Below are 23463 nucleotides of genomic sequence, written 5' to 3' on the forward strand. Positions count from 1 at the left end.
GATGAGTTTTACGCTTCTGCTATTAAAATAAACCGATGCTGCTGCACCTCGAAGTAGCCCTTAGTCCGGATAACCTGATGAATCTGATATAAGGGTTCGACGTAGCGTTCAACCGTAAAATCCGGAATCTGCCAGGGGATCGCTTTTAGGTAATAGACCAGCGCACCGATGTCATAAAACCGCTGCGGTGAAAAGTCCTCCCGGCTGAAGGTGACGTTGAAGCGGTGATCCTGCAGTTCTTGGACAGCGGTTTTCAGATCCCAATGAGCGAACTCTTCATTTAACGGAACGCCAAACCATTCGTTGATTCCATAACAGTCGGTTCCCCCGGCTTGCTGGGTTACGAACACGCCATGATCGTTTAGAATTCTTTGGATTTCCGCTACGGAATAAGACTCATGCTGATTGATGATCAGATCAAAAAAATGATCCTTCAAAGGCAGCGAGGCATCCTCTTCAAAATAGACGACCTTTGCGCCAAGCGGCTCAAGTCTTTGCTGTGCAATCGGTACGTTTGGCTTATACCCTTCGGTTGCATAGACCGTTTTCGGAAGTGGATGGAGGGAGGATAAGAACTCTCCTCCGCCTGTCCCCATGTCCAGCATCGTTGTGGCGTCTCGCATGAACGGAATCACCATGCTGCCTAAAGACCAGGGTAGAGCATGGGACTGCATGCGTCCTGAAGCTGTAATGCGCGAAAAGTCCCATCCTGAAAAATGTTGATCCGCATCTTGAATAAAGGCCATAAATTCTGCATCTTTTATCATTTCTCATAACCTCCAAGCTTCTGATAATGAAAGGTTCTTTCATTTTTTGAAAAGCTCTTAAGGGAGGCCCCCGGATTCGATTTGCACCTAGTTATATCTCATGTTCTGGAGTTTTCATGATTTTGCTCCTCCTGTAGTGATTGAATAATTACCTTCATATAATCGGTTTATCATTTTATTTAAATGTAATACATCATAAGCGAATTCTCTGCAATAATCAGTAAGTATTCTATCATTAAATAAGAGAGCATAGTCATTTCTATATACAAATAAATAAAAAAATATTTCGTTAAACCGAAGTGTATCAGGTATCAAATGTCCAAAACCTTCCCATAATGGTTGTAAAACGGCGAGGCGATGGAAGATGAATCTAGCGGATATGCTCACATATGCCGATATTGGACAGCTTAGCAATATAGCGAATCACTATGATTGTGATGCTAAGCGGAATTCAAAGCATGAACTGATCCAGAGCATCCTGTCCAAGCTCGGACGCAGAGAGTTTTTCGAGGAGCAGGTCAGCAGCTTGTCCCCAAGCGATTTGCGTTTTCTGAACAACCTGGCATTTGACACTCGAACAGGCTACAGCCTGGAAGAATTGACGGCTGCGATCCGTCATGCGGCGGAAGTGGAGGAGAAAGATGATCAAGCTTCTTCAAACAAGAAAGCTGCCGCTGCCAAACCGGAAAGTCCGCGTGAGGCGGTCGCACGTTATCGTCGAAGCGGCTGGTTGTTTAACGGCTTTACCCATTCCACCAAGTATTTGTTTCAAGTGCCTTCGGATTTGAAGGAGCGGTTTCGTGACGTGCTGCGTGAACGGCTTCATCAAAATCTGCAGCGATTGAGTGATGACCCGGAAGTGTACCGGGATGAGCAGGGACTAGCCGCAGAAGATCTCATGCTGATTCTTAAATATGTCGGCAGACATGATATCGAGTTGAATCAGGAAGGATTTATGTATAGGCGAAATCAGCAACAGCTCATGAGTACGCTGCATATTACGGAACCGCTCATTACCAAGGGAGCATGGCGGTTCGGGTATGGCCGCTCCTGCATTGAATATCCCGATCGGTTTGCGCTGCTGTACGATTATGCTTACGCTAAAAAATGGATCAGGGAAAACAATGCCCGGTTGATCCTGACCGAAAGCGGAACTGCACTTATGGAGGAAGGAAATCAAGTTAGCGTGATACAGATATTCCGCTTTTGGTTAAGACTTTATAAAGGCGCAATTCCCAATATCACATCTCTTGTATACTGGATCAGTCAATGCGCAAGAGATTGGGTCACCGCAGCCTCTCTTTACGAATCGCTGGGCTGGCTAATCCGTCCTTTCTATTATGACAGTCCGCAAAACATTTTGGAGCAGCGGATTATCCGCATGCTGATGCATTTGGGGATGCTCAGAATAGGAGAGAGTCAGAGTATGGGAATTTCGTACAAAATGACCGCTCTTGGCTTAAAGGCCGCGGAAGCCGGCATACATATCAGCGATTCAAACGATTTGATTCTCTAGCATGGTTGTTTGGTTACATTTGCAGCAGCCGTAAAAATTTTTGGAAGTAAAGCATTTAAAGGGAAAGAATATAAGGTATACGCAAATTTAGTTTGGAGGTGCATCCTAATGGATAAGATGAAGGTTACTTACGAGGTTATGTTAGGTCTGGCGGCCGAAATGGTGTGGGACGAAGCATTGCGCAAGCATCGGAGTGAAGAGCTGTATAAAGAAATTGACGAAGCGCTGGCTTCCGGCGACGAAGTGGCTTTCCGAAACCTGACGGATGAACTGAGGACTTTGAATTGAAGAAATGCTTTATCGCATTTCTTCTTTTTTTTGCTTTATCCGCTCTTCCACTCGTATAATGATAACAAAATGATGATGAGTGAGCAGAAAGGATGTACCTTGCATGAAATTTAGTGAAGTAGACGAGCAGACTTGGCCGGAACTTAAACCTTTTTTTGATACCTGCCTGATTCCGTTTACCGGATTATCGGGGTTGGAAACGCCATGGGAGGCTACAGCTGCGCTTGAACGGCTGCGGGATTTTATGGATTTGGCAGAAATTCCGTTTAAGGGAAGATTGGTTACATATCCTGCTGTACAATATGGAAATACTGAAGATATAAAGCTTCTAAATGAGGTTTGTCACAATGTCAAATCCATCGGGTTTACATTTGTTGTTATCATGACAGCGGATGTTGAGCTCTGTAAAGAGGATGTGCCTGAAAGCACGCTTGTACTGTCCCGGTGCAGGTTGGAAGGCCATGAGGGTATCCCCCTGTCAGCTATCGTTTCCGGTCAAATCAGTGAAATGTGGCAGCAGGAAAGCTGAGTTCAAATGTGACAAAAAACCAACAATTTATGAAAGGGCTATTGGAAGCGAACCCAAATTTGGGGTTCAAATTCTTGACGGTCTTGGGTGCCTAAGATATTATTAGTATGTCCTAGTAAGTCGTGTGATTTTAATCATTGATGACACTTAAGAACGGTTGACAAAGGGGGTTGAACACAGAATGAGCAGCAACCACAATGACGAGCATGAAGAATCGCACAATCCACCCCGACAGAAAGAGATGTCCCGCAGACAATTTCTTACATACACGTTGGGCGGTGCCACAGCTTATATGGCTGCTGGAGTAGTTTTGCCAATGCTTCGCTTTGCCGTTGATCCGATTCTTCAAAATAAAGAAGAAGGGTCTTTTGTAAAGGTCGCGGAAGAGAGCAAAATTACCAACGATCCACAGGAATTCCATTTCGAGCTCAAACAGCAGGACGGCTGGTACAACAGTACAGCTACTTTGACGGCGTGGATTCGTAAGAACGATCAGGGTGAAATAGTAGCGCTTTCACCGATCTGTAAACATTTGGGATGCCTTGTTGGATGGAATAACAACAAAAATTTCCCTGATGAATACCACTGTCCTTGCCACGGTGCGCGTTATACACCGGATGGGAAGAACCTGGCAGTTGCGCCGAAGCCGCTTGACCAGTACGAGACGAAAATCGAGAACGGCTGGATTTACCTCGGCGCCATCGTGCCAAATACCGTAGTTAAATAGGAGGCGTAGATTCAGATGTTGAAGAATGTCTACAACTGGATTGATGAACGTCTCGATATCACGCCGATTTGGAGAGACGTTGCAGATCACGAGGTACCGGAACACGTAAACCCGGCGCATCATTTCTCCGCGTTTGTGTACTGTTTCGGCGGCTTGACGTTTTTTATCACAGTCATCCAGATTCTGTCGGGGATGTTCCTGACGATGTATTATGTACCGGATATCATAAACGCTTACAACAGTGTTGAGTACCTGCAAACACAGGTTGCCTTCGGACAGATTGTCCGCGGCATGCATCACTGGGGCGCAAGCTTGGTAATCGTGATGATGTTCTTGCATACGATGCGCGTGTTCTTCACCGGCTCGTACAAAGCGCCGCGTGAAATGAACTGGGTTGTTGGTATGCTCATTTTCTTTGTTATGCTCGGTCTTGGTTTAACAGGTTACCTGCTGCCATGGGATAACAAAGCTTACTTCGCTACAAAAGTTACATTGGAGATTGCGAACTCCGTACCTTGGCTTGGACCTATCATTAAAGAACTGCTGCAAGGCGGTACGATCGTAGGTGCCGAAACGTTAACGCGTTTCTTCGCTATTCACGTATTCTTCCTTCCGGCTGTCCTTCTTGCTCTATTGGTAGGACACTTTATCATGATCCGCAGACAAGGTATTTCCGGTCCACTATAAGAAGAAGGGAGGCGCATATTTATGGCACATGGTCATAAATCTGATGAGAAAGTAGTTTATGTCGGCGATTCGCGTGTGAAAAAAGGCAGCGGTTGGGTTACGCCGCCGGATTACACCGCTTATCCCGGCAAATCAGAAGCGTTCATTCCTAACTTCTTGTTGAAGGAATGGATGGTTGGTGTAGTTGTACTGGTCGGTTTTCTTGTGCTGACCATCTCGGAGCCGGCTCCGCTCGGTTATCCGGCGGATCCGGGAGCTTCAGTAATCCCGATGCCGGACTGGTACTTCCTGTTCCTGTATGAATACCTGAAGCTTCCGTACGCTTCCGGTGATTATGTAGTCCTTGGTACGATTGGTGTTTCGGGCGTTGCCTTCGGCGCATTGCTCCTTGTTCCTTTCCTTGATACGGGGAAAGAGCGGCGATTCTACAAGCGGCCTATTACTTCGGCCCTTATGATTCTGTCGTTATTTGCAGTCATCTATCTGACGAATGCAGCATGGACGCACTATGTGCATGAGCTGGAAGCCACTGGACAGAAACCGGAGCATATTCAGCGTGAAGAAGAGGCGGAAGAGAAGCATGCAGCTGGTCTACCAACGACTAGTGGCAAGCAGGCTGAAGACAGTGTTGTAGCGATCGTGGATAAGGATAATCCGGCGATGGAAACCTTTAAGACAGCTACCTGTATCTCTTGTCATGCTGCAGATTTGAAAGGGGCATCCGGACCGTCGCTTCGTGGTGTCGGGGATACCCACACGAAAGAAGAGATCGTGGCTATTATTGAAAATGGCCAAGGCGGCATGCCGGCTATGAAAGACACGGCGCTTGCGGCTGGAGTAACCGAAGAACAACTCGACCAGTTGGCTGATTGGCTCGCAAGCCAAAAGGCAGAAGCAGCTGCAGAGTAAGAAGCATAGAAGAACCTGACCGCATTGCGGTCAGGTTCTTTTTAAATGTTTGTACACAGATGAAATATATACGCGGTTTAGGTATAATCGGCATTAGTCGTGAAATTAAGAATATAAGGAACAGGACAGGAGGACGGAGTTTGTCGATTTCGTATGTTTGGAGCCGGGAATTTCTAAGCAAGCGATCGATTCTCTGGTTGCTGCTCATATGCAACATCCTTGGAACGATCTATGGATACATATGGTACGGTGGTCAAATGGTCGATACGGTGGATCATGGCTTGATATGGCAGGTCATATTCGTACCGGACAGCCCGACGGCCAGTTTATTCTTCAGTTTGGCACTGCTGCTGCTCCTTTACCCGCCTCGGGGGCTTGGGGGCTCCTTGTTTCAGCAATTTATTGAGGCGCTGGCGGTTGTTACATCGGTGAAGTATGGGATATGGGCTGTGGCCATCATATTTGCCGGACAAGCCCAAGGGGATGTGCTGGCATGGCAGGATTGGATGCTCGTCGCTTCCCATACGGCGATGGCGGTGGAAGCGTTATTGTTCGTACGATTGTTTCATTATCGCTGGACAGCGCTCACGGGGGCCATTGCTTGGACACTGCTGAATGATACCGTCGATTATACGTACGGTGTATTTCCTTGGCTGCCGGGTCAGTTATATGACGACCTATCAGCGGTCGAGCTGTTCACGTATCTTTTGACTCTCTTCAGCGGTTTCGCCGGTTGGATTTTCATGAAGTATGGGAAATCCAAACAACGTTAGCTGTGTAGGCAACGCGGTTCTATGAGCATCCCTTCTGCCATACATATACGGTAGGAGGGATGTCCCATGTTTCGAACCTTTCCGAAGCTCCTGCTGTGCCTGTCTGCACTGCTTATGCTGGTTACCGTCAGCATGGGTGATCCTGTGCGGGCTACCCCGGCAAACGGACAGTCAGAGACTTCGCCCGCCGCGTCCATACAGGCCAAGGCGCTGAACAAGGAAGTGGAGCGGTTATACCGCCATGTGGAAGAAGGCAATGTACAAGCCGTGCTGGAGGATATTCGCCGGGTATCCGGGTTATTTGAGGCTTCGTCATTTCAGGGATTGACCGGAGTAGAAGGTATTCATGCGTTGGCTGAGAGCATTCTGGAAATGAAGGAAGCCACGGCAAGGGCCACACAGGACCCGCAGCACTGGATGGTGTCCGCAGGTAAACTCCGAATGGCAACCGATAGCCTGATCCATGCCAGAGATGCGTTATGGCTGCAATATTATAAGGTCATACGTGAAGATCTGAGAGTCATGGGGGAGTATGCCGTCCAGCAGGATCAGGCTGGCATGAGACGAGCGTATGACAGCCTGAGTGGACATTATGAACTCATCCGTCCTTCCGTTGTCATACAGCGAAAGCCTGAGGATGTTAACATGATGGAATCCTGGATATCCTATGCCGGGGGTCTGGTGTCATCCGGAGACACGGCAGAGGTGCAAAAAGTGGTTCCTCAGGGCGAGGAAATGATCAACACGTTGTTTGGCAAAAAGAAGGATGAGCCAGCCCTCGCTCCGCTGGGAGAGGTCAAGGAACCATGGACGTGGCAGCTGGTCATCGGTGCTTTCATTTTGGCGGCATTAACGTTTGCGGGATACCGCAAATACCGGGGCCAGTTGAATAGCGCAAAACCAATGTTCCCTCGAAAAATGTAGGCGGGAATCCATAGCTGTTCCGATTGAGGCCCGGTGCGAACCGGGCTATTCCTCTTTAAATCCTTCGCCATGCACATCATTGACATCATTAATGATAATAAATGCCCGAGGGTCCAACGATTTGGCGATTCCCGTTAGGCGGCGAATTTCCTGCCTCGATACGACGCAGTATACCATATGCTTGGCTTGCTTGGAGTAGGCGCCGATGGCGGGGATAAGCGTAACCCCGCGCTCCATCTCGGTTGATATGCGATGGGCGATATCTGGGGCCTGATCACTGATGATGGTGAAGGCTTTGGCCGCATAGGCCCCTTCCTGTATGAAATCGATGACCTTGGAAGCGATGAATACGGCCACGAGGGTATACAATATCCGCTCGAGCGGGATAAAGAATAAGGAAAGCCCGATAATCAAGATATCTAGCGATAGAATGATCTGGCCCATGCTGAAGCCGAATTTCCGGTTGATGATTCTGGCAATGATGTCTGAACCGCCCGTTGTCCCGCCAAACCGGAACACGATACCGAGTCCAGCCCCCAATGTGACACCTGCGTAGAGCGCAGCAAGAATATAATCCTGTTCGGTCTGAAACGGCACAACATAGCCGCGGTCGATCAAAGCTTCGAACAGCCACAGAAACAGGGTTAATGAGGCGATGCCAAGACCTGTGTAAATCGATTGGCGTTTACCGAGGATTTTCATGCCGACCAAGAATAGCGGGATATTAAGCGCCATGGTTGAGATGGACGGCGATATGTTAAAGGCATAGTTCAGCAGTACGGTAATGCCGGTGACGCCCCCCTCCATGAGTTCATTCGGAATGATGAAATACAGCAGGCCGAATGCGTAAATAGCGGAGCCGGCGATGATCGGAATGATCGTTTGAAGCTGATGGAGCAACTTGGACGTTTTCATAAGACCCCTCGCATTCCCGATTGTGGATATTACCCGTATGTCTGGGTTGCTTGCACACCTACCTAGTATGTGCTGATCATGTTCCAGCCATAAAAAATTATTTGTTTTCAAATCCGCTTTACGATAACATAGGTTTAAAACCAATCGCTCGTCATGAGAGAATGCTGCTTTTCGGCTTGGAGGTTACAAGTTGAGGCAGACTGTGCAGTGAAGGGAGTTTTAGAGTCTTGGGAAAATCAATGGCTGAAATGCAGCAGGAAGTCGATCAATACATATCACAATTCAAGGAAGGTTATTTCAGTCCTTTATCCATGATGGCCCGGATGTCGGAAGAGGTGGGCGAACTCGCCAGAGAGGTTAATCATCAGTTCGGTGAGAAGCCGAAAAAAGCGGATGAAGCAGACAATTCCATCGAAATGGAACTTGGAGATATATTGTTCATTACGATTTGTTTTGCCAATTCTCTTGGCATCGATCTCGCGGAAGCACACGCTAAAGTCATGCATAAATTTGCGACGCGTGATGCCGATCGTTGGACGAAAATAAACACCGATTAGGCTGCTGCTACATATGCTGTACCAAACCCGCTGTGGGAGGGACAGCCCGTGAAACCTGAAAGTTATATACAAAAAGCATATCGATGCATCCTTCAAAATGATTTCGAAGAGGCCTTACGTTGGTTTGAGCAAGCGATCATTGCGAATCCGGGAGATGCCGAAGTGCATTACCGATGCTCCATTACCTACGGCAGAAGCAACAAACTGGAGATGGCGATTACTCACGCGGAAGAGGCCGTCAGGCTGCAGCCTGACAAACCGGAATATGCGCTTCACTTACAGCATATCAAGGCGGCGGAACTGGTGCAGCGTGCCAGAAAAATGGTGGAAAATCGCAAGGATGTGACCAAGTCGGAGCTCTATCAGGCCGTGTCTCATCTGAAATTAGCCGTAGCGATGGACCCTTTATACGCTCAAGCCTACGTATGGCTTGCTCTGGTCTATAGCGAACTCGATGAGCATGCGCGTGCCATTTCCACTCTAAAAGAGGTCATCTCATTGTACCCGCAGGAGAGTGGGCTTCAGCATATTATGGAGGAACTCAAACAGCGCTTGAAATCATATATGCAGGATACAGCATCGGATTGAAAGTGAGGACATGTAAAAATGGCAAACAAATGGACAGTTGCGGTCGTCGGTGCCGGCGGCCGTATGGGTAAAGAAGTAGTGAAGCTTGTTTTGGGCGATGAGGAGCTGGAACTGGTTGCCGCTGTCGGCCGATCGGATGCAGGTGCTGATGCAGGAACGCTTGTGGGTCTTCCTGCCTGCGGCGTTACGGTGACTTCCGATCTGGAGATGGCGCTCGTCGAAACGCAACCGGATGTCATGGTTGATTTTACAGCACCGCAATTTGCCTATAGCAACACGGCTCTGGCCATTAAGCACGGCGTGCGTCCGATCATGGGCACAACCGGCTTCACGCCAGAGCAAATCGAAGAGTTGGACAAGCAGTGTACGGAGCAGAATATCGGTGGTTTGATTGCACCGAACTTTTCCATCGGAGCGATCCTGATGATGAAGTTTGCCGCTTCGGCTGCCAAATATTTGCCTCATGTTGAAATCATTGAAACCCATGGCGACCAGAAGCTTGATGCGCCATCCGGAACATCGATCAAAACAGCGGAAATGATTGCTGCAAATCGCGAGGAGATCCGCCAAGGCAATCCGAAGGAAGAAGAGGTCATTGAGGGCGCCAGAGGCGGGTATTATAACGGCTTCCGTATTCACAGCGTTCGTCTGCCGGGCGTCTTTGCCCAGCAGGAGGTCATATTTGGCGGTTACGGACAAAGCTTGAAGATCCGACATGATTCTTATGAGCGTGCAGCTTATATGCCGGGTGTGAAGATGGCTATAGAGAAGGTAATGGGTTACACCGGACTGGTCTATGGATTTGATCATTTTATTGACTAACATAGGGGAGAAATTACTATGAATATTGCATTTATCGCTCATGATCGTAAAAAAGAGGAAATGGTCAATTTCGTTATCGCATATGAAAATGTATTCGAAGATCATAATCTTTACTCAACGGGAACGACGGGGACCCGTATTATGGAGCAAACCAAGCTCAGCATTCACCGTTTTGCTTCAGGACCGCTTGGCGGCGATCAGCAGATTGGTGCACTCGTTGCGGACAATGAGATGGATCTGATCATTTTTTTACGGGATCCTTTGATGGCGCAGCCTCATGAACCGGACATTAATGCACTCCTTCGTTTATGCGACGTGCAGGGAATTCCGCTTGCTACCAATGTGGCAACAGCCGAGATTCTAGTTAAAGCGCTGGACCGTGGCGATTTTGCATGGCGGGAACTCGTTCATAAATACAAACCGGGTGTGGATAGCTAATGAACAGCCAACTGGATATTTTAATCTTCGGAGCACACGCAGACGATGCCGAGATCGGAATGGCAGGAACGATTGCGAAGCATACGGCAGCTGGACTGTCGGTCGGGATCTGCGATCTGACGCAGGCCGAGATGTCGTCTAACGGTACCGTCGACATTCGCAAGCAGGAGGCGGAGCAAGCTGCCCGGATTTTGGATCTCAAGGTCCGTACGAATCTGGGACTGCCGGACCGCGGTTTATTTGCGACGCCAGAGAACATTGAACGGGTCACGGCCGAGATTCGCAAGTTTTCTCCCTCGATTGTGTTTGCCCCTTACTGGGAGGATCGCCATCCGGACCATGTGGCTTGCAGCCGTTTGGTTGAGGAAGCTGTATTTAATGCCAAACTTCGTCGTTACATGCCTGAGCAGCCGCCGGTTAAGGTGGACGAGCTTTATTTTTATTTCATTAATGATATCGGAAGAACGGACCTCGTCGTTGACGTTACGGATCATTACGGCGTCAAGGAGCAGGCCCTGTCTAGTTACCGTTCCCAGTTCCAGAAGGCTGAAGAAGATGCAGTCTCTACCCCGTTGACAGAGGGGTACATAGAGCGTGTGCGGGCCAGGGATTCACTGCTTGGAGCGCGCAGGCTTATTCCTTATGCAGAAGGCTTCGCTTGTAAAAGTCCGTATGTTGTTCATCTATTCGGCTCCAAGCAGGCATAATATATAGAGGCGTACGTAAAGGAGGCCTGACATGAATCAACAACCATTAAAAATCGGCATTACCTGTTACCCTTCATTGGGCGGGTCGGGCGTGGTGGCGACAGAGCTGGGAAAACTCCTGGCCGAGCAAGGTCACCAGGTTCATTTTATTGCTCACAGCATTCCGTTCCGGTTAGGGACGTTCCATAAAAATATTTTTTACCATGAAGTTGAAGTGAACGACTACTATGTGTTTCGATACCCGCCATATGATCTGTCGCTAGCGACAAAGATGGCTCAGGTAGCCAAAATGCAGCAGCTTGACGTGCTGCATGTGCACTATGCGGTGCCACACGCGGTGTGTGCCTTCTTAGCGAAGCAGATGGTCGGAGATCAGCTGAAGGTCGTCACGACGCTGCACGGAACCGATATCACAGTACTTGCGCAGGATGAATCGCTGAAGGATTTGATTCGGCTCGCCATTAATGAAAGTGATGCCGTTACGGCTGTTTCTCAGGATCTCATCCGAGAAACGCGGGAGCTGCTGGATATAAGCCGGGATATTGACCTTACCTACAATTTTGTGGATCCACGGGTGTACTATCCACGGGATTCGGAATCGCTGCGTAAAGATTATGCAGAACCGAATGAAAAGATTTTGATGCATATTTCCAACTTCCGTCCGGTAAAACGGGTAGCTGACGTGTTGGAAATATTCGCTCAGGTTCAGGAACAGGTACCGGCGAAACTGCTGCTTGTCGGGGAAGGGCCTGAGCTTCCGAAAATCCAGTGCCGGATCAATGAGCTGGGACTCGGCAGCAAGGTACATTTCCTAGGCAAACAAGATGAAATTGCGCACGTGATTTCGATGGCGGATGTACTGCTGCTTCCTTCCGAAAAGGAAAGCTTTGGCCTGGTTGCTCTGGAAGCGATGGCCTGCGGAGTGCCTACTGTCGGCTCCACGGCAGGCGGGATTCCCGAATTGATTACACATGGCGAAACCGGATATTTGGCTCCAATCGGAGACACCTACTCGATGGCTCAGCATGTGCTTGAAATATTAAAGGACGAAGCCCTTAGTGAGCGGCTGCGCAAGGCTTGCCTGCATCGTTCCAAGACGATGTTCTGCAATGAATTGATACGGGGCAAGTACGAAGAAATATATTACCGAGTATTGGGACGGGAGGTTAGCGAGCTGAAGCCGGTCTGCGGCTAAGCTCGACCCTCTCGTTGTTTTTCGGATAAAGGAACGGGGAACTATGGCAGATATGTTTAATTCAATACGATGGCGCAATGCGGATCCCGATATGGCTGAGCGGAGTGCGGACGTGATCCGGACTCTGCTTCGGCATGGACATGAAGCGTATTGGGTCGGAGGCTGTGTCCGTGATGAATACATGGGACGCAGGGTCAGTGATATGGATATTACCACCTCCGCCTTGCCGGAAGTCACCTGTTCCGTCTTCCCCAAGGTCATTCCTACAGGAATCAAGCATGGGACCGTGACGGTGCTGATGGAAGGCCAGTCTTTCGAAGTGACGACGTATCGCGTGGAGAGCGGTTATGCGGATCACCGTCATCCAACGGAAGTTGCTTTCGTCCGAGAAGTGAAGGAAGATTTGAGACGGCGCGATTTTACGATGAATGCGATGGCCCGAGGGATTGATGGATCCTGGGTGGATCCGTTTGGCGGACGAGCGGATATTGATAGGCGGGTGATCCGCTGCGTAGGCGATGCGCGTCTCCGTTTCCGTGAAGACGCCCTGCGCATGGTTCGCTGCATCCGTTTCGCCTCCGTGTTCGGTTTCTCCATCGCGCAGCATACATGGAGGGGGATTCTCTCGGAGAGAGACACCTTAAGCTGGATTGCAATGGAGCGCATCCGCAGTGAATTTGAAAAGATTTTGACTGGACCGGCCCCGTTGCGCGGGTTGGAGATGTTTGTCCGCAGCGGCTTGCACGCCCGAATGAAAGCGCCGTTTCCGTATACCGGACATGACACGAAGGCGATAGAAGCCATGAGTGGGATCGAGCCGGAGCATTCTACGATCCGCTGGACGCTGCTGCTGCTTGCCTGCGGCATTTCAGCCCAGGAAGCAGAGGGGCTGCTGCGATCGTGGACATTCTCTAATAAGCAGCGGGAAGCCATCGTTAAACTGCTCGCGCTTCATGAGTCCTATCTGCAAGAGCAGGAAGAGGAAGATACCGAGAACGTCAGGCACAAATGGATTAAGCTGGTCCTTGTCCACGGAGCCGAGGCAGCTCAAGGCTGGTTGCAACTGCAGACGGCGTTGAATCAAACGGGGGCGGCCTCTGCCGCACTACGTTTAATCGAACAGCTTGACGGTTGGCTCCGGGAGCTCCGAATTCGGAGTTTGAAGGATTTGGCCATCACCGGAAACGAACTGCTGGAGTCGCTGGACAAGCGGGGGGGACCATGGCTTGGAGAACTTCTCGGGCAATTGCTGGAGAAAGCGGCGGCAGGTTTAATTAACAACGATAAGGAATCGTTGATTGAAGAAGCAAAGCGGGTGGTAATTCATAATGAAGGATTATGATCAAGACAATGCACTTCTGAAAATGTTCCAGGAGCATTCCGGCCAATTTTTGTCCGGAGAAGAGATCAGCCGTAAATTGTCCATCAGCCGGACGGCCGTATGGAAGCAGATCAATAAACTCCGTCATTTGGGTTATGATTTCGAGGCCGTTCCGCGGCTTGGCTACCGCATGATGGATGAACCGGACAAACTGAGCGTGGAACAACTGACAGCGGGGATGACCAGTCAAACCTTCGGTAAACCGCTGAAGCTGCTGGACAAAACGACGTCAACTCAGGAAGATGCCCGGCAATTGGCGGAAGAAGGGGCAGCGGAGGGCACGCTTGTGATCTCGGAAGAGCAGACGGGCGGACGCGGGAGAATGGGAAGGAAATTCCACTCTCCCAGAGGCAAAGGCATATGGATGAGCCTGGTGCTCAGACCGAAGCAACCGCTGCATTTAACCCAACAGCTCACCTTGTTGACAGGCGTAGCGGTATGCCGTGCCATCACGAAGTGCGCCGGTGTGCAGACCGATATCAAATGGCCAAACGACATTCTCTTTCAGGGCAAAAAGGTTTGCGGCATCCTGCTGGAGTCTGCAACAGAAGACGAAAGGGTGCGCTACTGCATTGCCGGTATCGGAATCAGCGCCAATCTGAAAGAGTCCGATTTTCCGGAGGAACTGCGCAGCGTTGCGACTTCGATTCGCATGGCTGGCGGAGCAACCGTCAACCGGACAGAGCTGATCCAAGCCATCATGGCGGAGATGGAGGTTTTATATGAATTGTACAACGAGCAGGGCTTCGAACCTATAGCCTCTCTCTGGGAAGCTTTATCCGGCACGGTGGGCAGGGAAGTTCAAGTTCAGACGGCCCGTGACCGTTTTAGCGGGATTGCCACAGGACTCAACCGAGATGGTGCGCTGCTGGTTCGCAACCAAGATGATGAGCTGATCCCCGTATATTCCGGTGATATTCTTTTTAATACCAGGTAAATGAAACATGGTGAAATCGTGTCTCAAATTTGTTATACTATGACCAAGAGGCGGTATCGCCATGAGCGAATTGCACTCTGCAGCAATGGGTACTGAAATGTATTACTTTTTTTAGAACACCTTCATAACTGTTATGCCGGTTACGTTGGATTCTGCTCTGAGCCGAAAGGACCGAGACAGAAGGGACGATCGCGAGTGACTCTTTTTTGCCTTTCGGACTTTTTAGCAAGTATGTGCTAAAAGGTTTTTTTTATTGTGTCTAACTTATTTACACAAAGGAGGCTGTGTCACAATGGCAGGCAAACAACCACTGAACATCGTGAAGATGAAGAACATGAAGAAGAAGGGTGTACCGATCACCATGCTGACCGCGTACGATTATCCTTCTGCCAAGCTGGCGGAGGAAGCGGATATTGATATGATATTGGTAGGCGATTCCCTTGGCAATGTCGTGCTCGGCTATAATTCCACCATTCCGGTAACGCTTGACGACATGGTATACCATACCCGTGCCGTCGCTCGTGGAGCGGAGGACACTTTCATCGTCGCGGATATGCCGTTTATGACCTATCACGGAGATATTGATGAAAGTCTTCGCGGGGTGCGGAGATTGATGCAGGAAGGCCATGCGCATGCGGTGAAAATGGAGGGCGGCGAAGAAATCGCCGGCACCGTGAAACGGATTGTACAGTCCGGCGTACCGGTACTGGGCCATATCGGGCTGACGCCTCAGTCGGTGAATCAGATTGGAGGCTACCGGATACAAGGCAAGGATGCCCAAGACGCGCAGCGGCTCATGAATGATGCGAAGGCACTTGAAGCGGCTGGAGCATTCGCAATTGTATTGGAACTGGTTACGGAAGAGGCAGCGACGGAAATATCCAAGGCGCTGAGCATACCGACAATTGGCATTGGAGCGGGTCGTTACTGCGACGGTCAAGTTCTGGTATTCCATGATATATTGAAATACGCGTCTCCCTATCGGGACAAACGCTTCGTGAAAACATACGCCGATGTCGGCTCCGTCATCCGTGAAGGCATCACGCAGTATGTGAAGGAAGTAAAGGACCGCTCATTCCCGGCAGAGGAGCATGTCTTCAAGGCTGAGAATCATGCAGGTTCAGAAACAACAACTTTATATGGAAGCAAAAAGGAAAAGGTGGGCACGACATCATGAAAGTGATTCGCACCATTGCGGATTTAAGATCAGAGCTCCAGGACCGCCGGGAATCCGGCAGTGGTCCGGTAGGACTTGTGCCTACGATGGGTTATTTGCATGAAGGACACGCCAGCCTGATGCGTAAGGCGCGAGAAATGGCAGGTACGGTGGTCGTCAGTATCTTTGTCAATCCGATTCAATTCGGACCGGGTGAGGATTATGAGACCTACCCTCGGGATGAGGCACGCGATTTGGCGTTGGCGGAATCCGAAGGAGTAAATGTGGTTTTTATTCCCTCGGTTCAGGAAATGTATCCTCAGCCGACCAAAACCAAGATCGCCGTATCGGAAATTACGTCTTTGTTGTGCGGGGCTTCCCGTCCCGGACATTTTGACGGTGTTACCACGGTTGTTAACAAATTGTTTAATATCGTAAAACCTGACTATGCATTCTTCGGCATGAAGGATGCCCAGCAGGTGGCCGTGATTGAGCAGATGGTACAGGATTTGAACATGGATGTGACCATCGTGCCTTGTCCGATCATCCGCGAATCTGACGGACTTGCTCTAAGCTCGCGCAACGTGTATCTGAAGCCGGAAGAGCGGGAACAGGCACTTGTGCTGTCGGGCTCTCTGCGGACCGCTCAGGAAGCAATCCGGCAGGGACAAGCGGCGACGGCAGGAGAGATCCGTGCTCATCTTCGGGAGTATATATCCCGATCCCCGCTCGCTGATATTGATTATGCAGAATTGCTCACTTTCCCGGAGCTTGTTCCCGTGGAAGATTCATATCGCATTGCGGATGAAGACAGAACCGTCATTATGGCGCTGGCCGTACGTTTTGGCCGCACCCGTCTCATTGACAATGCGTTACTTCAACCAAAAGTAGGGGGATCCCATGTTTAGAACAATGATGAAATCCAAAATCCACCGTGCAACGGTGACGGAAGCCAATCTGAACTATGTGGGCAGCATTACCATTGATGAGGATCTAATGGAGGCTGCAGATCTTCTGGAGAATGAAAAAGTTCAAATCGTGAACAATAACAATGGCGCTCGTTTGGAAACGTACGTAATTAAAGGCGAACGGGGCAGCGGCGTTATCTGCTTGAACGGGGCTGCCGCACGGCTTGTGCAGCCCGGCGACAACGTCATTATCATTTCTTATGCCATGATGTCCAAAGAGGAATACGACAATCACACCCCAACGGTCGTGATCGTTGACGAATTGAATAAGCCGGTTACGACGGAATATCGCGAAGTTCACGCCGCGGTTCTCTAAGAGGACTCCTAAGAGCCAAAATGTGTCGGGACCCTAAAGGGATGAAAAGACCGTCTTCTACAGAAAATGAGTTCAGGTCGACGCACTGATCTCATTTTTCCGCTAAGGGTGGGATGCAGCTATGTTTCAACATGTATTCGCTGAAATGAACAACATGTTAGATGAAATTGTGAAGCATTACCCTTCTGCTCAAGGTCCCCAAAAACAGGCGCTGGTACAAAACTGGAACATGCTCAAAAGCATGAGCGAGGGCATCATCGAGGAATGGCTCCATTTTGAAGAGAAGATGGCCATCTTCCGCGAGAGTGCCGCTTCGCCTCCTGTTTTTCCACCGACCGAAGCGCCTGAACTGCAGCTTGATGCATTCATTCGCGGTCAAGGTTATTACAAGTTGTTGATGTTCCAGCCGGCTATACAGCAATTTGAGGCGGCCGCCACGGTATTTCCGGATAGCCTTCTGATCAAGCTGTATATTGCCATGTCCCATCTTTATTTGGGGCAAACCATACCAGCTTCCGATGTGTTGGTGTCCATCCTGCCCATGGCAGACAACAAGAAGATGCGGGCGATGATCTACAATGCGCTGGGTTGCATCGAGGTGTTGAATGGACAACAAGGGAAAGCCGAGGAGCATTTCGCACTGGCGATCCACAGCGACCCGACGCTTCCTGACCCCATTATCAATTTGGAGGTCTGCAAGCAGAATCGCGGTGAGCTCCAGTACGGCAGCCAATTGATCTCTTTGCTGTAGAAATCAAGCCCAAACAAGAAGCGATGCCAGAGCTCATCCCTGAGACTTTGGTATCGCTTTTTGCCGTATGGAGCGGAGGGGGAGAACGCGGGGATTTTTTACCCGGAATGTTCAAAACCCGCAACTTCTGGTATGCTGTTAATTAGTCTGGAGGAAAGGGATTTTATCGAAATGAAATTTGCCGTATTGGATTTTGAAACCACGGGCAACCAGTCAGCAGATGAGATCATTCAGGTTGGACTGGCCATCATCGAAGAGGATCGAAGCATCTCCCGCGTATACGGCACCTATGTCAATCCCGGGATTCCGATCCCTCCTTTTATTACCGGTTTGACCGGCATTTCCGACAGTGATGTAGCGAATGCTCCTTCATTGGAAGAAATGATGATGGAACTAGTGCCCATGCTCGACGATGTCGTATTGGTTGGGCATAATGTCGCTTTTGATTTTAACTTTTTGCAAAATGCACTCGATCGCTGCGGCTATTTACCGTTCAGCGGCCGAATTCTAGATACGATGCACTTCTTAAAAATATGTTTTCCCTCGCTGCCTTCTTATCAGCTCGGGATGGTGTCCTCTCATTTCGGCCTGGAGCATGACCGTCCGCATCAGGCGGACAGCGATGCGCTTGCCACAGCCTATGCGCTGCTGAAATGCCTGGAGGAGATCGATGAGCTTCCTCTTCTTACCGTACAGCGGTTAAGCGACCTGTTTGCGGACGAGGACAGCGACTTGGCCTGGTTCTTTGACGGCATCCGTGCTGACAGGGAACTCCAGGCTGTACAAGCCGGAGACACCCATACGTACTATCGTCAATTCGCCCTGGCAGTTGACGATTGGAACGATATTGCGCCCGTCAGGGATGAGACGGAGCCCAATCCCTTGGCCGATGTAAGCTTCGAGCAATACATGAATGATGTACGTGAACGCCTGAAGGAAACGCTGCCTCATTACGAGAGCAGGGATGCCCAGGACATGATGTTCCAGGAAGTGATGCAGGCACTCGATAACAATAAACATTTATTAATCGAGGCCGGCACGGGAACAGGCAAATCCCTCGGGTATTTGCTGCCGTCGATTTATCAAAGCGTGAAGCAGGAACAGAAGGTTATGGTGAGCACGCATACGATCAACCTTCAAGAACAGCTGCGTGACCGGGATATTCCCCTGCTCACCCAGGTTGTTCCTTTTCCGTTTAAAGCGGCTATTTTCAAGGGAAGAGGCCATTATTTGTGTTTGAGAAAATTTGAACATAAAATAAATAGAAGAGATTTTCATTCACCGAAGGAAGATGTGATCACCGCGGCGCAGATGCTGGTCTGGCTGACCCAGACGGAGAACGGGGATGATGAGGAGCTGAACCTTGGCGGCCGCGGAGGGGATTTCTGGGAGACCATCTCCAGCGATTCGGATTCCTGTCTTGGCCGTGCCTGCCCATGGTTCCGCAAATGCTACTATCACAGAGCCAAGCATGAAGCGGGCATCGCGGATGTTGTCATTACGAACCATTCGAAGCTGTTCACCGACGTAAAAGCGAATCACCAGCTGCTTCCGAGTTATGAGCGTCTCGTCATCGACGAAGCGCATCATTTGGAGGATGTCGCCGGCAAGCACCTTGGCTTGCAGATGAAATATTTTTCGGTTGTCCATACGCTAACCCGTATGTACAAAGACAGCCGCAGCGGTCAGCTCCCGGCTCTTCGCCAGCTGCTGCAAGTTTCATCCCATGAGAAGGCTGTCGAGTGGTCTTCCATCATAGATCGGATTTATCCGGATCTGATCACCGTAAAAGAGAATTGGGATCGACTCAGCGATCAATTGTTCGGACTGCTTCCGGAACGCGGAGATGCATCTCCAGGAGACGCCGGTCAATTCTCGCTTCGCTTATCGCCTCTTAAGAAGCCGAAGGATTGGGATTCGCTTGCCGAGCTGGAACATCAAATTCATGTGATACTGGGCGATGTCGTACGCAAGGGTGACAAGCTGATCGCCGAAATGAAGGAAGATCTCGACGATTACAGTGCCGACAGTCTGTTAACAGACCTATCGGGTCTGTTTAAGGACCTGGCCGCACACCGCGAGGACCTGAGGTCCTTCATGGCCCTGAATGATGAAGGCACGGTATACTGGATGGAGGCTAACGGCAATTTCCGCGGGAAATCGCTGCAACTTTATGCGGTGCCTGTCGATGTAAGCACCCACTTGAAGGAATTGTTTTTTGACAAGAAACAAAGCGTGATCCTGACGTCGGCGACCTTGTCGGTGGACAAATCGTTCCAGTTCATGATCGAGAATTTGGGTCTACAGGAAGCGGCAGATAGCGGCAACCTGAACACGGTTCTGCTGCCGTCCCCGTTTAATTACAGGGAGCAGGCTCTCCTTGTCGTGCCGCGCGATTTTCCGAGCGTGAAGGGCTCGGTCGGGGATGCACTCTTTGTGAATACACTAGTGCAATCATTGGCCGATACGGCAATCGCTACGCATGGACGTATGCTTGTCCTGTTCACCTCGTACCGGATGCTGCGTCAGGTGCATGAGCCCTTGAAGGAGGCGCTGGCATCCAGCGATATTACCGTACTGGGACAAGGGATGGATGGAACCAGCCGTACCAAGTTAATCCGGAGATTCCAGGATAGCAGCGCCTCGGTTCTGCTGGGTACCAGCTCCTTCTGGGAAGGGGTTGACATACCCGGTGAGGCGCTCACTTGCCTTGCGATCGTCCGGCTGCCGTTCCAGCCGCCGAATCACCCTTTGGTTGAAGCCAAGAGCGAATTGCTGCAGCAGCAGAAGAAGAACCCCTTCATGAAGCTTTCGGTTCCGCAAGCCGTCATTCGCTTCAAACAGGGATTTGGCCGACTGGTACGGACAGCGCAAGACAAGGGGATTGTCATCGTGTACGATACCCGGGTCATTGAATCCTATTACGGAAAATATTTCCTATATTCCTTGCCGGGACCAAAGATGGAGCACATGCCGACCGAGGGGATTGTTCCCCGAATTTCGGAATGGCTGCAGGAAGAGGCAGGCGTAGAGAACCAAGCTGAATAAAGTGAAACCATGAACGATCACATTGAAATGTAGTTATTAACCTATTATTAGGGGGAGCATGCATGAAATCGGAAAAAATTTCGGAAGCCGTGGTCCGCAGATTACCTGTATACTTGCGCTATTTGAATGAGCTTCAGAAAAGGGAGGTCTCCACGGTTTCCTCCCAGGAACTGGGACAAAAACTGGACCTCAATCCTGCTCAAATTCGTAAGGACCTAGCGTATTTCGGTGATTTTGGACGGAAAGGGATCGGATATGACGTATCTTATCTGATCGAGAAAATTCGCCAGATTCTAAAGCTGGACCAGAAGATCAATGTCGCATTGATTGGGGCCGGTAATCTTGGACATGCATTATCAAATTACAATGCATTTCTGAAGGACAATATGAAGATTGTGGCGGTTTTCGATTCGTATTCTCCCAAAGTTGGTATGAAAATAAACAATTTGGTTGTACAGCCGATGGAGGAACTGGAGAAGACGGTTCATGAGTACGGCATTCGTATCGGGATTATCACCGTTCCGGATTTTGAAGCGCAAAATGTAGCGAATCAGCTTATCGCCGCAGGCATCGAGGCTATTCTGAATTTTGCGCCGACCATCCTGAAAGCTCCATCCCATATCCGGATTCATACGGCTGATTTTACTACGGATTTGCAAAGTTTGGCCTATTATTTGGATAACGGTAAGGAGGATACAGCACATGACGACAACGAAGTGGATGGTTAAAAACGGAACGTTTGCGGTACTAGAGAAAGGAAGGTCCGTGCTACGCGGATATATGGTTGTGGAGAATGACCGGATAACCTACCTGGGTGAAGAAGAGCCAACCGTCCAAGAGGGAACAGAAATTATCGACGGAACCCATCTGTTTTTCCTGCCTGGATTGGTGAACACGCACGGACATGCGGCGATGTCGCTTCTCCGCGGTTATGGCGACGATCTGGCACTGCAGGTATGGCTTCAGGAAAAAATGTGGCCTATGGAAGCCAAATTCACGGCCGACGATGTTTACTGGGGAACCTCACTCTCCGTGCTTGAGATGATCAAAGGCGGAACCACGACGTTTGTGGATATGTATGATCATATGGATCAGGTTGCAAATGTTGTGCAGGACTCAGGAATGCGCGGCGTACTGACACGCGGTGTCATCGGATTATGTCCGCCTGAGGTGCAGCAGCAGAAGCTGGATGAGGCGGTTGCATTCGCGAAAGACTGGCATGGCAAGGCGGACGGAAGAATTACGACGATGATCTCGCCGCATGCACCTTACACATGCCCGCCGGATTTCATCGAGAAATTCGTTCAGGCATCCCATGATCTGAATCTGCCTTTGCATACGCATATGTCCGAAACGGAAACGGAAGTCGCTCAGAATGTAAATGATTACGGACTCCGCCCTGTTGCCCATTTGGAGAAGCTTGGCATGTTTTCCCGTCCAACGCTGCTTGCGCATGCCGTCCATCTGACCGATGAAGAAATCGAAATCCTGGCTAAGCATCAAGTGATGGTGTCGCATAATCCAGGCAGCAATCTGAAGCTTGCCAGCGGCATCGCTCGCGTGCCTGCACTACTGAAAGCCGGGGTCACCGTGTCTTTGGGTACCGATGGACCTGCGAGCAATAATAATCTGGATATGTTTGAAGAGATGCGCCTGGCGGCACTGATCCATAAAGGAGTAAGCGGGGATCCAACCGCGATTCCTGCATCCGAAGCGCTTCGGATGGGTACAGAGTATGGTGCCAAGTCAGCTTTCCTTGCGGATATCGGTACGCTTGCGGTAGGAATGAAGGCAGATATGATCGCACTGAACACGGATCAGGCGCACTTCCTTCCGAAGACGGATTATATTTCTCATGCTATCTACTCCGCCAGTGCGAAGGATGTTGAGCATGTATGGGTTGACGGTAAGCAGGTCGTGAAGAATGGCGCGAGCCTTACTCTCGATGAGGAACGTATCCGCCGGGAAGCGCAGCGTGCCTTTGAGCGTCTTACAACCCTCTAGGGAATAATCAAGGGGAGCGAGGAAGACGGATTTGAAGAAAAAAACGAAGTGGATCTTGCTTAGTGTATCCGGCGTGCTGCTGTTACTGCTTGGTTTACAGCTCTATTATTCATATGTTATGAAAGACACTTGGAATGAAGAAAGAATGGCGATTGCTGCCGCCAAGCAGCATGGCCAATTGGTTTCGTCCGGAAAGACCTATAAATCGGTGTGGGGCGAGGATAATAACTATTGGGTGGTAAGCGGCAAGGATCAGGACAATCAAGATCGTATGGTATGGGTAAAATTTACAGATGACAACATACCTGTTGAAGGTGCCGATGCTGTCCAGTCCGTTTTATTGAATACAGGGATGTCGGAAGCCCAGATTCGGGATCAGATTTATAACGAATTGCCTGGTGTGGAAATTAAGCGATTGCTGCCTGGAATGTATGAAGGCGAGTATGCCTGGCAGCTGCAGTATGAACACAACGGTCAGCGCGGCTATCGGTTTTATCGTTTTCAAGACGGTAACACGATCGGTAATGACATTATTCTTCCAAATCAATAATAAACGAAGT

General features: G+C 49.8%; 26 protein-coding genes. 24 read left to right on the forward strand and 2 right to left on the reverse strand.

The features are described from left to right. Nucleotides 1–8: 8 nt before the first annotated feature. Complete coding sequence (locus OHJ21_RS03445; RefSeq protein ID WP_486019299.1) at nt 9–767, reverse strand: methyltransferase domain-containing protein; 759 nt, start codon at nt 765–767, stop codon at nt 9–11. A 364-nt stretch (nt 768–1131) separates the two neighbouring features. Here OHJ21_RS03445 and OHJ21_RS03450 point away from each other — a divergent pair, with 364 nt between their 5' ends. The 8 genes from OHJ21_RS03450 (at nt 1132) to OHJ21_RS03485 (ending at nt 7120) form a co-directional block, all read left to right on the forward strand. Next, nucleotides 1132–2283 (forward strand): hypothetical protein, encoded by a 1152-nt coding sequence (locus OHJ21_RS03450; RefSeq protein WP_326117889.1) that lies wholly within the window; start codon nt 1132–1134, stop codon nt 2281–2283. Between the two features lie 108 nt (nt 2284–2391). Then, on the forward strand, nt 2392–2571 hold the full coding sequence (locus OHJ21_RS03455; protein ID WP_006209497.1) for an IDEAL domain-containing protein: 180 nt from the start codon (nt 2392–2394) through the stop codon (nt 2569–2571). A gap of 103 nt (nt 2572–2674) precedes the next feature. Then, nucleotides 2675–3100, forward strand: coding sequence for a DUF2487 family protein (locus OHJ21_RS03460; RefSeq protein ID WP_486019300.1), 426 nt, complete (start codon nt 2675–2677; stop codon nt 3098–3100). A gap of 181 nt (nt 3101–3281) precedes the next feature. After that, nucleotides 3282–3827 carry a Rieske (2Fe-2S) protein gene (locus OHJ21_RS03465; protein ID WP_015734548.1) on the forward strand — a complete coding sequence of 182 codons (546 nt, stop codon included), beginning with the start codon at nt 3282–3284 and terminating at the stop codon, nt 3825–3827. Nucleotides 3828–3842: 15 nt separating this feature from the next. Continuing rightward, a complete protein-coding gene (gene qcrB / locus OHJ21_RS03470; RefSeq protein WP_006209500.1) occupies nt 3843–4514 on the forward strand; it encodes a menaquinol-cytochrome c reductase cytochrome b subunit in 672 nt (223 codons plus the stop codon). A 21-nt stretch (nt 4515–4535) separates the two neighbouring features. After that, complete coding sequence (locus OHJ21_RS03475; protein ID WP_127594131.1) at nt 4536–5423, forward strand: menaquinol-cytochrome c reductase cytochrome b/c subunit; 888 nt, start codon at nt 4536–4538, stop codon at nt 5421–5423. 140 nt (nt 5424–5563) lie between these two features. Next, a complete protein-coding gene (locus tag OHJ21_RS03480; protein ID WP_326117891.1) occupies nt 5564–6196 on the forward strand; it encodes a DUF1405 domain-containing protein in 633 nt (210 codons plus the stop codon). A gap of 66 nt (nt 6197–6262) precedes the next feature. Further along, nucleotides 6263–7120, forward strand: coding sequence for a sporulation protein YpjB (locus OHJ21_RS03485; protein ID WP_100536335.1), 858 nt, complete (start codon nt 6263–6265; stop codon nt 7118–7120). Between the two features lie 45 nt (nt 7121–7165). Here the strand turns inward: OHJ21_RS03485 and OHJ21_RS03490 are convergent, their stop codons facing one another. Further along, nucleotides 7166–8035: a YitT family protein gene (locus tag OHJ21_RS03490; protein ID WP_100536336.1), complete on the reverse strand. Its 870-nt coding sequence runs from the start codon at nt 8033–8035 to the stop codon at nt 7166–7168. 227 nt (nt 8036–8262) lie between these two features. On the opposite strand from OHJ21_RS03490, the gene OHJ21_RS03495 reads away from it, so the two are divergent. The 16 genes from OHJ21_RS03495 (at nt 8263) to OHJ21_RS03570 (ending at nt 23453) form a co-directional block, all read left to right on the forward strand. Beyond that, complete coding sequence (locus OHJ21_RS03495; protein WP_071218387.1) at nt 8263–8592, forward strand: nucleotide pyrophosphohydrolase; 330 nt, start codon at nt 8263–8265, stop codon at nt 8590–8592. 48 nt (nt 8593–8640) lie between these two features. Beyond that, entirely contained in the window at nt 8641–9180 is a 540-nt protein-coding gene (locus OHJ21_RS03500; protein ID WP_100536337.1) for a tetratricopeptide repeat protein, read from the forward strand. 18 nt (nt 9181–9198) lie between these two features. After that, nucleotides 9199–10002: a 4-hydroxy-tetrahydrodipicolinate reductase gene (dapB, locus tag OHJ21_RS03505; protein ID WP_100536338.1), complete on the forward strand. Its 804-nt coding sequence runs from the start codon at nt 9199–9201 to the stop codon at nt 10000–10002. 18 nt (nt 10003–10020) lie between these two features. Then, complete coding sequence (gene mgsA / locus OHJ21_RS03510; RefSeq protein ID WP_071218384.1) at nt 10021–10440, forward strand: methylglyoxal synthase; 420 nt, start codon at nt 10021–10023, stop codon at nt 10438–10440. Next, complete coding sequence (gene bshB1 / locus OHJ21_RS03515) at nt 10440–11147, forward strand: bacillithiol biosynthesis deacetylase BshB1 (RefSeq protein ID WP_100536339.1); 708 nt, start codon at nt 10440–10442, stop codon at nt 11145–11147. The genes mgsA and bshB1 overlap by 1 nt, the downstream gene beginning before the upstream one ends. Before the next feature lie 31 nt (nt 11148–11178). After that, nucleotides 11179–12342 carry an N-acetyl-alpha-D-glucosaminyl L-malate synthase BshA gene (bshA, locus tag OHJ21_RS03520; protein ID WP_100536340.1) on the forward strand — a complete coding sequence of 388 codons (1164 nt, stop codon included), beginning with the start codon at nt 11179–11181 and terminating at the stop codon, nt 12340–12342. Nucleotides 12343–12385: 43 nt separating this feature from the next. Continuing rightward, nucleotides 12386–13684, forward strand: a complete 1299-nt coding sequence (locus tag OHJ21_RS03525; protein WP_486019301.1) for a CCA tRNA nucleotidyltransferase — start codon at nt 12386–12388, stop codon at nt 13682–13684. Then, nucleotides 13671–14660: a biotin--[acetyl-CoA-carboxylase] ligase gene (locus tag OHJ21_RS03530; protein WP_100536342.1), complete on the forward strand. Its 990-nt coding sequence runs from the start codon at nt 13671–13673 to the stop codon at nt 14658–14660. The genes OHJ21_RS03525 and OHJ21_RS03530 overlap by 14 nt, the downstream gene beginning before the upstream one ends. A gap of 292 nt (nt 14661–14952) precedes the next feature. Beyond that, nucleotides 14953–15837, forward strand: coding sequence for a 3-methyl-2-oxobutanoate hydroxymethyltransferase (gene panB / locus OHJ21_RS03535; protein WP_326117896.1), 885 nt, complete (start codon nt 14953–14955; stop codon nt 15835–15837). Then, the gene (gene panC, locus OHJ21_RS03540; protein WP_326112148.1) at nt 15834–16724 is read left to right on the forward strand and encodes a pantoate--beta-alanine ligase; all 891 of its coding nucleotides are present in this window, start codon (nt 15834–15836) and stop codon (nt 16722–16724) included. The genes panB and panC overlap by 4 nt, the downstream gene beginning before the upstream one ends. Beyond that, on the forward strand, nt 16717–17100 hold the full coding sequence (panD, locus tag OHJ21_RS03545; RefSeq protein ID WP_100536345.1) for an aspartate 1-decarboxylase: 384 nt from the start codon (nt 16717–16719) through the stop codon (nt 17098–17100). The genes panC and panD overlap by 8 nt, the downstream gene beginning before the upstream one ends. Nucleotides 17101–17245: 145 nt before the next feature. Next, entirely contained in the window at nt 17246–17851 is a 606-nt protein-coding gene (locus OHJ21_RS03550) for a hypothetical protein (RefSeq protein WP_246059775.1), read from the forward strand. A 171-nt stretch (nt 17852–18022) separates the two neighbouring features. Continuing rightward, nucleotides 18023–20899, forward strand: coding sequence for an ATP-dependent DNA helicase DinG (dinG, locus tag OHJ21_RS03555; protein WP_394057453.1), 2877 nt, complete (start codon nt 18023–18025; stop codon nt 20897–20899). Between the two features lie 62 nt (nt 20900–20961). Continuing rightward, a complete protein-coding gene (locus OHJ21_RS03560) occupies nt 20962–21627 on the forward strand; it encodes a redox-sensing transcriptional repressor Rex (protein ID WP_100536348.1) in 666 nt (221 codons plus the stop codon). Continuing rightward, a complete protein-coding gene (locus OHJ21_RS03565; RefSeq protein WP_486019302.1) occupies nt 21602–22903 on the forward strand; it encodes an amidohydrolase in 1302 nt (433 codons plus the stop codon). Before OHJ21_RS03560 ends, OHJ21_RS03565 begins: the two co-directional genes overlap by 26 nt. A 31-nt stretch (nt 22904–22934) precedes the next feature. Continuing rightward, nucleotides 22935–23453, forward strand: a complete 519-nt coding sequence (locus tag OHJ21_RS03570; protein WP_326112145.1) for a cell wall elongation regulator TseB-like domain-containing protein — start codon at nt 22935–22937, stop codon at nt 23451–23453. The last annotated feature ends 10 nt before the right edge of the window (nt 23454–23463 follow it).

Source organism: Virgibacillus sp. LDC1, from assembly GCF_025792345.1.
Taxonomy (GTDB): domain Bacteria; phylum Bacillota; class Bacilli; order Paenibacillales; family Paenibacillaceae; genus Paenibacillus_AQ; species Paenibacillus_AQ lautus.